Here is a 13,403-nt window from a genome sequence, read left to right on the forward strand (position 1 = left end):
TGAAATAATTTCGCGAAAAGGCTTGCAAGAAATCGGCCATCTCGCTAATATTTCTGGACTCTGATGCGGGGTGGAGCAGTCTGGCAGCTCGTCGGGCTCATAACCCGAAGGTCGCAGGTTCGAATCCTGCCCCCGCTACCAGATCTTTCTTAGAACAAGAAAGCCTCCTCGTGAGGCTTTTTTGTTGGGCGCAAGGAAGCGTCGCACTTGTGTCACAGGCAGCTTCGATGCTGCGCGTGAAGTGCCCCGGAAGAGTCTGGATGGGTCGGGACATCGGCGAGGACGCTCTTGTACAAGAGCAGGGAATGGGCCGCTAGAGCCCATTTTTTGTTTCTGGCGACGGTAACGGTAGGCAGATCATGGATACGCACGCACTGGCACAACGCTTCACCGAAATTCTGGCCGATCTGGGGCTGGAATGCATCGGCGTGGAGTTCTCCCCGTCGCAGGGGCAGAGTACCCTGCGTGTTTACCTGGATGTGGAAGGCCGCGAGGTCAATGTGGACGACTGCGAGGCGGCGAGCCGCGAGCTGTCTGCCATGCTTGACGTTGAGGATCCGATCCCCGGCCAGTATGTATTGGAAGTTTCTTCGCCAGGCATTGATCGCCCGCTTTTCACCGCGGCGCAGTTTGCCAAGGTGGCGGGGACGGAAGTGAAGCTTTTGCTCAAGGCGCCCCTGGAAGGGCGTCGCCGCCTGCGCGGCAAGGTAGTGTCGGTCGAGGGCGAGAGGATCTCGCTGGAGGCCGAAGGCAAGACCTTCGAGTTCGACCATGACGCCGTGGAAAGCGCACGCGTCGTGCCGGATTGGGTGGCGCTCGGTTACGTGCCGCAGCCCAAGCCGGGCAAGAATGTTCCGGGCAAGAAGGCCCCGAAGAAGTAAATCCATCGAAACCGATGCGGCGCCGATGGCGTCTACGGAGTTGCTGCAATGAGCAAAGAACTTTTGCTGGTGGTTGACGCGGTTGCCAACGAAAAGGGCGTGCCGCGCGAAGTGATTTTCCAGGCCATGGAAGCGGCGCTCGCCTCCGCGGCCAAAAAGCGCTATCCGGACGAAGATCCGGATATTCGCGTGTCCATCGATCGCCATACGGGCGATTACGAAACCTTCCGTCGCTGGGAAATCATCGCCGACGACGGCGAGATGGAATCGCCGTTCCACCAGGTGCGCCTGATGGATGGCCTCGACGAGCGCGAAGACGCGCAGGTCGGCGAGTTCATCGAAACCCAGATCGAGAACGCCGAGTTCGGTCGCATCGCCGCGCAGGCCGCCAAGCAGGTCATCGTGCAGCGCGTTCGCGAAGCCGAGCGCCAGCAGGTGGTCGATGCGTTCCAGGAGCGCGTGGGCGAGCTGGTCACCGGCATCGTCAAGCGTGTCGAACGCGGCAACGTCTATCTGGACCTGGGCAGCAACGCCGAGGCCTTTATCCCGCGCGACAGGACCATTCCGCGTGAATCGGCCCGAGTCGGCGATCGCGTCCGCGGTTATCTGTACGAAGTGCGTTCGGAAGCCCGCGGTCCTCAGCTGTTCGTGTCGCGTGCCGCGCCCGAATTCATGATCGAGCTGTTCAAGCTCGAAGTGCCGGAAGTGGGCCAGGGCCTGGTCGAGATCAAGGGTTGCGCCCGCGATCCGGGCGACCGCGCCAAGATCGCCGTGGTCGCGCACGATACCCGCACTGATCCCATCGGTGCCTGCATCGGCATGCGCGGTTCGCGCGTGCAGGCAGTGTCCAATGAGCTCAACGGCGAGCGTGTCGACATCATCCTGTGGCATGAAAACCAGGCGCAGTACGTCATCAATGCCATGGCGCCGGCCGAGGTGCAGTCCATCATCATGGACGAGGAAAAGCACTCGATGGACATCGCTGTGGCCGAGGACAAGCTGTCCCAGGCTATTGGTCGCGGTGGCCAGAACGTGCGCCTGGCCAGCAAGCTCACTGGCTGGCAGCTCAACGTGATGACGCAGGACCAGGTTGCCGCCAAGAGCGAGGCCGAGCAGGAGTCTGCACGCCAGTTGTTCATGGACAAGCTGGAAGTGGACCAGGAAATCGCCAATATCCTGGTACAGGAAGGCTTCTCCAGCGTCGAAGAAATTGCCTATGTGCCCAGCGCCGAGCTGCTGGCGGTCGAAGGTTTCGACGAGGACATCGTCGAAGAGCTGCGCGCCCGCGCCCGCGACGCGCTGCTAACCGAAGCACTGGCGGTTGAGGAGGGCATCGACGAGCACCAGCCGTCGGACGAACTCCTGCATCTGCCGGGCATGGATGAAGCCACCGCGTACGCGCTGGCGGCTCGTGAAGTGGTGACGGTGGACGATCTGGCGGACCTTGCGGTCGACGACCTGATCGACATCGATGGTATGAACGAAGATCGCGCTGCCGCGCTGATCATGGCTGCACGCGCGCCGATGATCGAGCGTCTGGAGAAAGGCGGCTAACCGCGGTCGGCCGCGCCCTGGAAGGGCGCGCCGAGGAGGGCTGAGACGCCTTCCACCAAGGATGGAGGTGGCCCATGTGGATGTGACTGCATGGCCTAGCGCGGGAACGGCGGAGAAAGAACACGATGTCTGACGTAACGATTAAACAACTTGCCAAGCTACTTGGCATGCCGGAAGACAAGCTGCTTGGGCAGCTGGGCGAAGCCGGTATGAAATTCTCCGATCCGGAGCAGCTCATCAGCAGCACCGAAAAGGTGAAGCTGCTGGGGTTTCTGCGCCGCACGCACGGCAAGAGTGAACTCGCCGCCACCGAATCGGATGACAGCTCACCGCGTCAGATCACGCTCAAGCGCCGCAAGGTGAGCGAGCTGAAGGTGGCCACGCCAGGCGCCCGTGGCGCTGCGGGCGCCAAGACGGTGAACGTCGAAGTCCGCGCCAAGCGCACCTACGTCAAGCGTAGCGTCATTGCCGAAGAAGCCGGCAGCGATGTCGAGCGCGAAGACGCCGTGCGCAAGCTGCAGGAATCGCAGCAGCAGCGCGACCACGAGGAAAACGAACGCCTGGAAGCGGACCATCGCCGCCAGGAAGAGGCACGCCAGCGCGATGCCGAAGCCCAGCGCGAGCGCGAAGCCGAGGAAGAGCAGCGTCGCCAGCAGGCCGCGGAAGCGGAGGCGGCTGCGCAGGCCCACGAACAGGCCCAGCGCGTCGCAGCGGACGAGGCTATCGTCGCCGAGCCGGCCCCGGCGCCGGTCGAGGCTAGCGAAAAGGCAGCGCCAGCCGAGGCCGCGGTGCAGCGCATCGATCACAGCTCGCTGGGCATGATCGTGCCGCGCATCCACGAGCCGCGCCGTCGCGAAAAGAAGGTCATTACCCCCGCCCCGGCGCCAGCACCCGCGCCTGCCGCTGCTCCTGCGCCCGCCGCAGCTGCTACGGCTGCCGCTGCCGCTGTTGCAGGCAACAAGACGCGCTATGCCCGCGAAAAGGACGAAGGTCCGGGCGGCAAGCGTTTCGCAGCCGGCGAAATGCACCTGAGCGACGCCGACCGGGCACGCCGTTCGAACAACAAGCGTGGCGGCAAGGCTGGTCGAGGCCCGAGCCGCGACACATCGCGCGGGATCTCGCAGGCTTCCAGTGGCCCGCATGGCTTCACTCGCCCGACGGCCGCCGTCGTGCGTGAAGTGGTGGTGGGCGACAACAACAGCGTCGCCGATCTCGCCAACAAGATGGCGGTCAAGGGTTCGGAAGTGGTCAAGGCCCTGTTCAAGATGGGCGTGATGGCCACCATCAACCAGACCATCGATCACGACACCGCTGTGCTGGTGATCGAGGAACTCGGCCACAAGGCCGTGGCCGCAAGCGAGAACAACGCGGAGGCCGCGCTGGCCGCGCACACTCAGAATGCCGAGCTGGAAGGCGAGAAGAAGCCGCGTCCGCCCGTGGTCACCATCATGGGCCACGTCGATCACGGCAAGACCTCGACGCTCGACTATATCCGCCGCACCAAGGTCGCCTCGGGCGAAGCCGGTGGCATCACCCAGCACATCGGTGCGTACCACGTGGAAACGCCCAAGGGCGTCATCACGTTCCTGGATACCCCAGGCCACGCGGCGTTTACGTCCATGCGTGCCCGTGGCGCCCAGTCCACCGATATCGTGGTGCTGGTGGTTGCGGCCGACGACGGCGTGATGCCGCAGACGGCGGAAGCCGTGCAGCATGCGCGTGCCGCCAAGGTGCCGTTGATCGTGGCACTCAACAAGATGGACAAGTCGGACGCCAACCCCGACCACGTCAAGCAGGGCCTCGGCAACCTGGAAGTGATTCCGGAAGAGTGGGGTGGTGACACGCCGTTCGTGCCGATCTCGGCCAAGACCGGCATGGGCATCGACGAGCTGCTCGACGCGATCCTGGTGCAGGCCGAGGTGATGGAGCTCACCGCCGTTGAAGACGGTCCGGCTTCGGGCGTGGTGATCGAGTCCAGCCTGGATCGCGGTCGCGGTCCGGTGGCGACCGTGCTGGTGCAGCAGGGCACGCTCAAGCGTGGCGACTTCGTCGTCTGCGGCATCGAGTACGGCCGCATGCGCGCGCTGATCGACGAGAGCGGCAAGACCGTGCAGGAAGCTGGTCCGTCCATTCCGGTGCAGGTGCTGGGTCTGTCCGGCGTGCCGGAATCGGGTGACGACTTCGTGGTGGTTGCCGATGAGCGCCTTGCCCGTGAAGTGGCGGCCGAGCGTCAGCTCAAGCGTCGCGAAACGCGCATGGTCAGCAAGGCCAATCGCCTTGAGGACATCATGGCCCAGATGGGTCAGGGCCAGCAGCAGACGCTCAACATCCTGGTCAAGGCCGATGTGCAGGGCTCGGTGCAGGCGCTGCGCGAATCGCTCAGCCAGATCGGCAACGAGAACGTGAAGGTCAACGTGATTGCGGCCGGCGTCGGCGGCATCACCGAGTCCGATGCCACGCTCGCCGCTGCCTCCAAGGCGCTGGTGATCGGCTTCAACGTGCGTGCCGATGCGTCGGCCCGCAAGGTGATCGACACCTCGGGTCTGGATGTCCGTTACTTCTCGATCATCTATGACGTGATCGACCAGGTGAAGCAGGCTGCTTCGGGTCTTCTGGGCAAGGAAGTGCGCGAAGAGATCATCGGCATCGCCCAGGTGCGCGAAGTGTTCCGCAGTTCCAAGTTCGGTGCGGTGGCCGGTTGCATGGTCGTCGAAGGCACGGTCAAGCGCAGCAAGCCGATCCGCGTGTTGCGCGACAACACGGTGGTTTTCCAGGGCGAACTAGAATCGCTGCGTCGCTTCAAGGACCTGGTCGACGAAGTACGCAACGGCATGGAATGCGGTATCGCTGTGAAGCAGTACAACGACGTCAAGGTCGGCGACCAGATCGAATGCTTCGAGCGTATCGAGGTGGCCCGCACGCTGTAATGGCTATCGGCCTGCCTTGGGCAGGTCGATGACCCTCAGTGGTGTTTTCCCGGCGGGCGGTGTGGATATCCACATCGCTCGCTTCGTTTTTCGGGGCTGGCCGGCTGGCGGGTCCCAAATAGGAGAGTGCGGCCATGGATGACCGCTTTTTGACCATCGCGTCCACGGATGAACGCAAGAACTAAAGGAGTGCGTCATGCCTTCACGCGATTTCAAGCGTACCGACCGCGTCGGTGCCGAACTGCGCCGCGAACTGGGCCTGCTGGTCCATGCAGCCGTGCGCGACCATGGCCTGCCTTCGGTGAGCGTGTCGGATGTGGAGGTCACCCGCGATCTGGACTGGGCCACGGTGTGGGTCACGGCCCTGCAGCCGGAGCGTTCCACCGAGGCCATGAAGGCTCTGAAGGAACTGGCGGTGGAATTTCGCCGTTCCCTGTCGCGCAGCATGCGCCTGCGTCGAGTACCGGAGCTGCGCTTCAAGTACGACGACTCGGTCGACAAGGGTGAGCGCATCGAAAGCCTGTTGCGAGAGGACAGCGCGCGTACCGCGACGCCGGGCGAGGAAAGCGCTGAGGACTGATGAAGCGGCAGATACGTTTTCGCGATCTGCACGGCATCGTGCTGCTGGATAAACCGCTGGGCCTGAGTTCCAACCAGGCCCTGCAGGTCGTGCGCAAGAGTATTTTCAGGGCGGAGAAGGGCGGCCACACCGGCGCACTCGACCCGCTCGCCACCGGCCTGTTGCCACTGTGCCTGGGTGAGGCCACCAAGATCGCCGGCATGCTGCTGGGTTCACGCAAGGCCTATCTGGCCGAATGTCGCTTGGGCGTCACCACCAGCACGGCCGATCTCGAAGGCGAGATCGTGCAGGAACGCCCCGTCCCGGCCCTGACGGACGAGGCCATCGAGCAGGCCCTGGCCAAGCTGCGCGGCCGCATCACCCAGGTGCCGCCCGCCTATTCGGCGATCAAGCGCGATGGCGAGCGGCTCTATCTGAAAGCCCGCCGCGGCGAGGCGATTGATGTGCCTGCGCGCGAAGTGGAGGTCAATCGGCTCGATCTGGTGTCGCGTAGCGGGGACACGCTTACCCTGCACGTCGAGTGCGGCTCGGGCACCTATGTGCGCAGCCTGGCCGTCGACCTGGGTGAGGACCTCGGCTGTGGTGCCCACCTGACAGGCTTGCGCCGCCTGTGGGTCGAGCCGTTCAGGGAGCCGGCCATGGTGACCCTGGAGCAGTTGCGGGAATTGGCCGGGCAGGGCGACGAGGCCTTGTTGGCGACCTTGCTGCCGGTATCGGCCGGCCTGTCTGACCTGCCGGCCCTGCATCTGGATGTTGCGCGCAGTCTCGCCGTCTCACAGGGGCAGCAGATTGCGTTGGAGGCTCCGATGGCGGGCCAGTTCGCCGTATTTGCCGACGACGGTCGCCTGCTGGCCCTGGGCGAGGACGCCGGCGGCAAGCTGCGCATCGTGCGCGGTTTCAACCTGCCATCGACCGGGCAGTATGCCGTATCACCATGACGGTCTTGTTGTTATTGGCCTCCGCTCGCTACAATACGGAGCTTGTTTCAGAATTTTCATTCAACTAGGCGAAGCTTGCGCAACGTCATCGCGTGACGTTGCGCAAGCTTCGCACCCGTTTTTTTAGGAAGAGCTAATCATGTCCCTTACCGCAGAACAGACCGGCAAGATCATCGCTGACTTCGGCCGCGTGCCGAACGATACGGGTTCGCCGGAAGTGCAGGTCGCCTTGCTGTCGGCCCGCATCGACCACCTCACCGGCCACTTCAAAGAGCACAAGCAGGATCACCATTCCCGCCGTGGTCTGCTGAAGCTGGTCAATCAGCGCAAGCGCCTGCTTGCCTACCTGAAGGATCGTGACCTGGCTCGTTACCAGGGCCTCATCGAGCGCCTCGGCCTCCGTCGCTAAGGTTGATGTTTGCGTTCATTCGTGAACGCGAAGATCAAGAAGCGGCCATCCCTGGCCGCACTTCCCAATTCAGGAAAAGACAGTGGCGAAAGTAACCAAGTCATTCCAGTTCGGTAATCACGAAGTCACGCTGGAGACGGGCGAAATCGCCCGCCAGGCTTCCGGTGCCGTCATGGCCAGCATGGGCGGCACCGTGGTGCTGGTTTCCGTGGTGGCCGCCGCCAAGGCGAAGGACGGGCAGGATTTCTTCCCGCTCACCGTCGACTACGTCGAAAAGTTCTACTCCGCCGGCCGCATCCCGGGTGGCTTCTTCAAGCGCGAAGGCCGTCCGACCGAGAAGGAGACGCTCACCTCGCGTCTGATCGATCGTCCGGTGCGCCCGCTGTTCCCGGAAGAGTTCAAGAACGAAGTGCAGGTCATCGCGCAGGTCGTGTCGCTGAATCCGGAAGTCGACGGCGACATCGTGGCCATGCTGGGTGCGTCCGCCGCGCTGAGCCTTGCCGGCATCCCGTTCAAGGGTCCGATCGGCGCTGCCCGCGTCGGTTACGCCAATGGCAAGTACCTGCTTAACCCGACCGCCACCGAGCTGAAGACTTCGGAGCTGGACCTGGTCGTGGCCGGTACCTCCAACGCCGTGCTGATGGTGGAATCCGAAGCCAAGCTGCTGTCCGAGGAAGTGATGCTCGGCGCCGTGGTGTTCGGTCACCAGCAGATGCAGGTGGCTGTCCGTGCCATCGCCGAGCTGGCCACCGAGGCTGCCCGTCCGTCCATGGCCTGGTCTGCTCCGGCCCGCAACGAGTCGCTCATCGCTGCCCTGAAGGGTGCCGTTGGCAACCAGCTGGATACCGCCTTCCAGGTGCGCGACAAGCTGCAGCGCCGCGACGCCATCGCCGCCATCAAGGCCGACGTGCTCGCCTCGCTGGCTGCCGACGTCGAAGCCAAGGGCTGGGACAAGGCCGAGCTGTCGAAGGAATTCGCCGAGCTCGAATACCACACCATGCGCGACGGCGTGCTCAAGACCAAGGTCCGCATCGACGGCCGCAATCTAGATGACGTCCGCCCGATCACCGTCCGCGTCGGCGTGCTGCCGCGCACCCACGGCTCGGCGCTGTTCACCCGTGGCGAAACCCAGGCGCTGGTCGTGACCACGCTGGGCACCACGCGCGATGCGCAGATCATCGATGCGCCCGAAGGCGAGTCGAAGGATCCGTTCCTGTTCCATTACAACTTCCCGCCGTTCTCGGTGGGTGAGTGCGGTCGCTTCGGCGCGCCGAAGCGTCGCGAAATCGGTCACGGCCGCCTCGCCAAGCGTGGCGTGCAAGCCGTCAAGCCGACCATCGAAGAGTTCCCGTACGTGGTTCGCGTGGTCTCGGAAATCACCGAGTCCAACGGTTCCTCGTCGATGGCTTCGGTGTGCGGTTCCTCGCTGGCCATGATGGACGCCGGCGTGCCGCTGAAGGCTCCGGTGGCCGGTATCGCCATGGGCCTGGTGAAGGAAGGCAACGACTTCGTCGTGCTGTCGGACATCCTGGGTGACGAAGACCACCTCGGCGATATGGACTTCAAGGTGGCCGGTAGTGCGGATGGCATCTCCGCGCTGCAGATGGACATCAAGATCGACGGCATCACCGAAGAGATCATGAAGGTGGCGCTGGAGCAGGCCAAGCGTGGTCGTCTGCACATCCTCGGCGAAATGGCCAAGGTCATCAGCACGCCGCGTACCGAGATGAGCGAGTTCGCCCCGCGCCTGCTCACCATCAAGATCCACCCGGACAAGATCCGCGAAGTCATCGGCAAGGGCGGCGCCACCATCCGCTCGATCACCGAAGAGACCGGCACCACCATCGACATCAGCGACGACGGCACCGTCATCATCGCTTCGGTCAATCGTGAGGCTGCCAATGCCGCCAAGGCGCGCATCGAGCAGATCGTCTCCGACGTCGAGCCGGGCCGCATCTACGAAGGCAAGGTCGCCAAGCTGATGGACTTCGGCGCGTTCGTGACCATCATGCCGGGCAAGGATGGCCTGGTGCACGTCTCGCAGATTTCCAGCGAGCGCGTGGAGAAGGTCTCCGACAAGCTGAAGGAAGGCGATATCGTCAAGGTCAAGGTGCTGGAAGTGGACAAGCAGGGCCGTATCCGCCTGTCCATGAAGGCCGTGGCCGAAGACGAAGGCGCCAACGCCTAAGTTTTTGCGATGCAGCAAGCAACAGAGGCCCGGCTTATGCCGGGCTTCTGCTTTTTGGGGCTCCGGTTTGGCGCCCATGTCCGGGTGTGCACTGTCGCCCCCGCACAATCCGGATAGGCGCGTAGAACGCCCATAGGGTGCTCCGGAAGGGCCGCGCACAGAGTCGTCAGGCGCCTTTGTCGCGGGCCTTCATTGCGATGGTGGGGCCGCTGGAGCACCCGCGCTACGCTCGTAGCAAAGCACTTTTGCCGGGTTGACGCGCCCTTGGCGAACGAGAGGCTCCAGAGGCCTTCGTAATGGCGTTTTTGCGTTCGCCCCAAGGTGCTTTTGCTACGATGCGCAGAGCGTAATGAGGACGTGGGCATGGTCGACCAGGCGAGTGACGTGTTGAAGGATTACCAGGCGCTGGCACAGCAGTCCTGGGATGCCTGGACCCGATACCTGCAACAGCAAGCGGCGGCTCCCTACGCCCAACCTGGTGCTGCCCATGCCGGAACCGGCGAGGATCTGTGGGCGCGCAGCATGGCGGCGCTCAAGGGTTACAACGAGTGGATGCAGGGCGCAGTGGGTAGTGGCCTCGGTCAGGGGCCGGCCGACTGGCAGCAGGCGATGCAGAACCTGTTCTCCAGCATGGGGGGACAACCATTCGCCCATGCCTTCGCTTCCATCGACAGCGAGGCGGCGCGCAGCTTCATGCAGCTGTGGCAGTCGTGGTTGCAGTCCGGACAGTCGGGCGTGGCCGGCATGAAGTTCGATGTCGAACACTTCGCCGCATTCGGTTACACGCGCGAACGCCAGCTGCAGCAGCAGGCGCTGGCGGCCGCGATGCAGGAATACCTGGAGTGGGCTGGCAAGTACCAGGCGCTGATCCAGCGCGCCAATGGCGAAGGCATGGAACGGCTGCAGGCCACGCTGGCCAACTGGACGGACAGCACGCGCCAGGTGGATTCGCTCAAGGCGCTTTACGACCTGTGGGTGGATGGCGCCGAGGATGCCTATGCCAAGCTGGCGTTGTCCGAAGAGTTTCGCCACGTCTATGGCGAGATGGTCAACGCACAAAGTCGCTTGCGGCAACTCCAGCAGGAGCAGCTGGAGGCGATGTGTCGCGAACTTGGCATGCCGACGCGCAGCGAGGTGTCAGCCCTTGGCAAGCGCCTGCATGAACTCCGTCGCGAAGTGCGCGACGGCAACCGTTCTTCGCAAGCCGATGAGGTTGCCGGGCTGCGTGCGGAAGTAGCGGCGCTCAAGCGCCAGCTGGCGACGAAGGCGGAAGAGCAAAGCGCGCCCACGAAAAAGACGGCTGCACGCAGCAGCAAGCGTGAGGTCGAGGACGACACGGTCGTGCGACGCGCCAAGCCCACGACGGCGGTGGCCGCACGCAAGTCGGTCGTGCGCGGCAGCACGCGCACGCGCAAGTAAGGAGCCCCCATGTTTCCACCGCTACGCCTTGATCCCACCGCGTTGACGGGCGAGATCGCCGCCTTCCAGCGCAAGCTGGCCGCCGGCCTGGGCAATCTCCAGCATCAGCTGGAGCCCCAATACGCCAATACCCCGCGCGAGGTCGTGTATCGCGAGGACAAGCTCACCGTGTGGCACATGAAGGGGCAGGGCAAGCCCACCACGAAGACGCCGACGCTGATCGTCTATGCCTTGGTCAACACCGTGTGGATGACCGACCTGCAGGAAGACCGCTCCCTGGTGCGCAACCTGCTGGAGCAGGGCGAGGACGTCTATCTCATCGACTGGGGTTATCCGGATGGCGCCGATCGCTGGCTGACGCTGGACGATTACATCAACGGTTATCTCGATCGCTGCGTGGATGCTGTCTGCAAGGCGTCCGGCGTGGATGCGATCAACCTGCTGGGTATCTGCCAGGGCGGCACGTTCTCGCTGTGCTACACCGCGACTCACGGTGACAAGGTGAAGAACCTGATCACCATGGTGACGCCGGTGGATTTCCAAACGCCCGACAACATGCTGTCGAACTGGTCGCGCGAACTGGACGTGGACCGTTTCGTCGACACCATGGGCAACATCCCCGCCGAGTTGCTCAACTGGGTGTACCTCACGCTCAAGCCGGTACGCCTCAACCAGCAAAAATACGTGGGTCTCGTCGACATCCTCGACAACCCGAAGGAGCTGCAGAATTTCCTGCGCATGGAACGTTGGATCTTCGATTCGCCGGACCAGGCGGGCGAAGCGTTCCGCGAGTTCATCAAGGATTTCTACCAGCAGAACAAGCTGATCAAGGGCGAAATAGTGATCGGCGGCAAGCCGGTGGACCTTGGCATGATCATGCAGCCCGTGTTGAACATCTACGCGGAGCAGGATCACCTCGTGCCGCCGGACGCATCCCGCGTGCTCGGCAAGCTGGTCGGCACCACCGACTACACGCCGCTGGCATTCAAGGGTGGCCACATTGGCATCTACGTGTCCGGCCGCGCGCAGCGCGAAGTGCCGCCGGCTATCCATCAGTGGCTCAGTACGCGAAACTGAGCGTTGACCTGCGAAGAAGGGATTGCTCATGGAAAAGCGTCTGCACCGCTCGCTCACTGACAGGAAGCTCGCCGGCGTCTGCGGCGGCATCGCCGAGTACCTGGGCTGGGACCCGACCCTGGTCCGCATCTTGTGGGTACTGCTCACCTTCCTCGGTGGCTCGGGCATCGTGGCCTACCTGGTGCTGTGGCTGCTGATGCCCGACGGCCCCTGATTCGTCGCGAGCAAAGCGCTCGCGTTCTCCTTTTCTCGATTGGCAAGACCGTCTATGGATTACGACCGTTACGACCGCATTCGCGCCGTGCAATGGCAGGGCGATCACCTGCGTCTGCTCGACCAGCGAGTGCTGCCGCAGGAAGAACGCTGGATTGACTGCACCAACGCTACGCAAGTCACCCAGGCGATCAGGGACCTGGCCGTGCGTGGTGCTCCCGCCATCGGCATCGCTGCCGCCTGGGGCGTCGTGCTTGCCGCGAAGCAGGGCGAGCCCTTGGACGTGGCGCTGCAGACGCTGCGTGCAGCACGCCCCACGGCGGTGAACCTGATGTGGGCGCTCGATCGCATGAAAGCCCGCGTGGCGGCGGGCGCTGACGCTTCGGCCCTCGAGCGCGAGGCCCAGGCCATTCAGGACGAAGACCTGGCCGCGAACCGCCACATGGGCGAACTGGGCGCAGCCCTGATCGCCCCGCATTCGGGCGTGCTTACCCACTGCAACACCGGCTCGCTGGCAACAGCGGGCTTCGGCACCGCGTTGGGCGTGATCCGCGCAGGCGTGGCCGGCGGCCGCATCGAAAGCGTATACGCGGGCGAAACGCGACCATGGCAACAAGGCGCCCGCCTGACCATGTGGGAACTCGTGAGCGATGGCATACCCGCCAAGCTCATCGCCGATTCCGCTGCATCGCACCTGATGCGCCTGGGCGAGGTGCAATGGGTGATTGTCGGCGCCGACCGCATCGCCGCCAACGGCGATACCGCCAACAAGATCGGCACCTACCAGCTCGCCATTGCCGCGCGCCACCACGGCGTGAAGTTCATGGTGGTGGCGCCGTCGTCCACGGTGGACATGTCGACCGCATCGGGCGACGACATCGAGATCGAGCTGCGCGATTCTGCCGAGCTGCTTTCCGTCGCCGGGCGCCGCACGGTGATCGAAGGCGCCGAGGCGTGGAATCCGGTGTTCGACGTCACCCCCGCCGAACTCATCGATGCCATCGTCACCGAGCGGGGCGTCATCGAACGACCGACCACGCTGGCCATGCAGGCACTGTTCGGTCGATGAGTCTGCGCCGGCAGGTTCTTCTGTTTGGCGTGGGTGGCGTCATCGGCCTGGTGATCGATGCCGGCGTGGTGCAGGCGCTCGTGAGCTGGGGACACTGGAATCCCTATCTCGCACGCGTCGTGTCCTTCCTTTCACCCCCGACGGCCAC

At 63.9% G+C, this 13,403-nt stretch carries 11 protein-coding genes and 1 tRNA gene; all 12 read left to right on the plus strand.

The features are described 5' to 3' along the window. The first annotated feature begins 64 nt into the window (after positions 1–64). A tRNA-Met gene (locus VFG49_RS09005) sits at positions 65–141 on the plus strand. A gap of 218 nt (positions 142–359) precedes the next feature. Then, positions 360–881: a ribosome maturation factor RimP gene (gene rimP / locus VFG49_RS09010; protein WP_324859613.1), complete on the plus strand. Its 522-nt coding sequence runs from the start codon at positions 360–362 to the stop codon at positions 879–881. A 48-nt stretch (positions 882–929) separates the two neighbouring features. Beyond that, positions 930–2,435, plus strand: a complete 1,506-nt coding sequence (nusA, locus tag VFG49_RS09015) for a transcription termination factor NusA (RefSeq protein WP_324859615.1) — start codon at positions 930–932, stop codon at positions 2,433–2,435. 125 nt (positions 2,436–2,560) lie between these two features. After that, on the plus strand, positions 2,561–5,362 hold the full coding sequence (gene infB / locus VFG49_RS09020; protein WP_324859617.1) for a translation initiation factor IF-2: 2,802 nt from the start codon (positions 2,561–2,563) through the stop codon (positions 5,360–5,362). A gap of 196 nt (positions 5,363–5,558) precedes the next feature. Further along, a complete protein-coding gene (gene rbfA / locus VFG49_RS09025) occupies positions 5,559–5,942 on the plus strand; it encodes a 30S ribosome-binding factor RbfA (protein WP_324859619.1) in 384 nt (127 codons plus the stop codon). Next, positions 5,942–6,880, plus strand: a complete 939-nt coding sequence (truB, locus tag VFG49_RS09030; protein ID WP_324859621.1) for a tRNA pseudouridine(55) synthase TruB — start codon at positions 5,942–5,944, stop codon at positions 6,878–6,880. The genes rbfA and truB overlap by 1 nt, the downstream gene beginning before the upstream one ends. A gap of 139 nt (positions 6,881–7,019) precedes the next feature. Continuing rightward, the gene (gene rpsO, locus VFG49_RS09035; protein WP_102304155.1) at positions 7,020–7,289 is read left to right on the plus strand and encodes a 30S ribosomal protein S15; all 270 of its coding nucleotides are present in this window, start codon (positions 7,020–7,022) and stop codon (positions 7,287–7,289) included. 82 nt (positions 7,290–7,371) lie between these two features. After that, positions 7,372–9,477 (plus strand): polyribonucleotide nucleotidyltransferase, encoded by a 2,106-nt coding sequence (gene pnp, locus VFG49_RS09040; protein ID WP_324859625.1) that lies wholly within the window; start codon positions 7,372–7,374, stop codon positions 9,475–9,477. Positions 9,478–9,840: 363 nt separating this feature from the next. Continuing rightward, positions 9,841–10,896 carry a poly(R)-hydroxyalkanoic acid synthase subunit PhaE gene (locus VFG49_RS09045; protein WP_324859627.1) on the plus strand — a complete coding sequence of 352 codons (1,056 nt, stop codon included), beginning with the start codon at positions 9,841–9,843 and terminating at the stop codon, positions 10,894–10,896. A gap of 9 nt (positions 10,897–10,905) precedes the next feature. Then, positions 10,906–11,973 carry a class III poly(R)-hydroxyalkanoic acid synthase subunit PhaC gene (locus tag VFG49_RS09050; RefSeq protein WP_324859628.1) on the plus strand — a complete coding sequence of 356 codons (1,068 nt, stop codon included), beginning with the start codon at positions 10,906–10,908 and terminating at the stop codon, positions 11,971–11,973. Between the two features lie 28 nt (positions 11,974–12,001). Further along, positions 12,002–12,187, plus strand: coding sequence for a PspC domain-containing protein (locus tag VFG49_RS09055; RefSeq protein ID WP_324859630.1), 186 nt, complete (start codon positions 12,002–12,004; stop codon positions 12,185–12,187). A 54-nt stretch (positions 12,188–12,241) separates the two neighbouring features. Next, on the plus strand, positions 12,242–13,255 hold the full coding sequence (gene mtnA, locus VFG49_RS09060; RefSeq protein WP_324859633.1) for an S-methyl-5-thioribose-1-phosphate isomerase: 1,014 nt from the start codon (positions 12,242–12,244) through the stop codon (positions 13,253–13,255). Positions 13,256–13,403: the final 148 nt, after the last annotated feature.

Origin of the sequence: Dyella sp., from assembly GCF_035685885.1 — a bacterium.
Taxonomy (GTDB): Bacteria; Pseudomonadota; Gammaproteobacteria; order Xanthomonadales; family Rhodanobacteraceae; genus Dyella.

Excerpts from the sequence above, each read along its gene's own strand:
- truB (WP_324859621.1), top strand. The coding sequence starts at position 5,942 with ATGAAGCGGCAGATACGTTTTCGCGATCTGCACGGCATCGTGCTGCTG.
- rbfA (WP_324859619.1), top strand. The coding sequence starts at position 5,559 with ATGCCTTCACGCGATTTCAAGCGTACCGACCGCGTCGGTGCCGAACTG.
- infB (WP_324859617.1), top strand. The coding sequence starts at position 2,561 with ATGTCTGACGTAACGATTAAACAACTTGCCAAGCTACTTGGCATGCCG.
- nusA (WP_324859615.1), top strand. The coding sequence starts at position 930 with ATGAGCAAAGAACTTTTGCTGGTGGTTGACGCGGTTGCCAACGAAAAG.
- rimP (WP_324859613.1), top strand. The coding sequence starts at position 360 with ATGGATACGCACGCACTGGCACAACGCTTCACCGAAATTCTGGCCGAT.
- mtnA (WP_324859633.1), top strand. The coding sequence starts at position 12,242 with ATGGATTACGACCGTTACGACCGCATTCGCGCCGTGCAATGGCAGGGC.
- VFG49_RS09050 (WP_324859628.1), top strand. The coding sequence starts at position 10,906 with ATGTTTCCACCGCTACGCCTTGATCCCACCGCGTTGACGGGCGAGATC.
- VFG49_RS09055 (WP_324859630.1), top strand. The coding sequence starts at position 12,002 with ATGGAAAAGCGTCTGCACCGCTCGCTCACTGACAGGAAGCTCGCCGGC.
- rpsO (WP_102304155.1), top strand. The coding sequence starts at position 7,020 with ATGTCCCTTACCGCAGAACAGACCGGCAAGATCATCGCTGACTTCGGC.
- VFG49_RS09045 (WP_324859627.1), top strand. The coding sequence starts at position 9,841 with ATGGTCGACCAGGCGAGTGACGTGTTGAAGGATTACCAGGCGCTGGCA.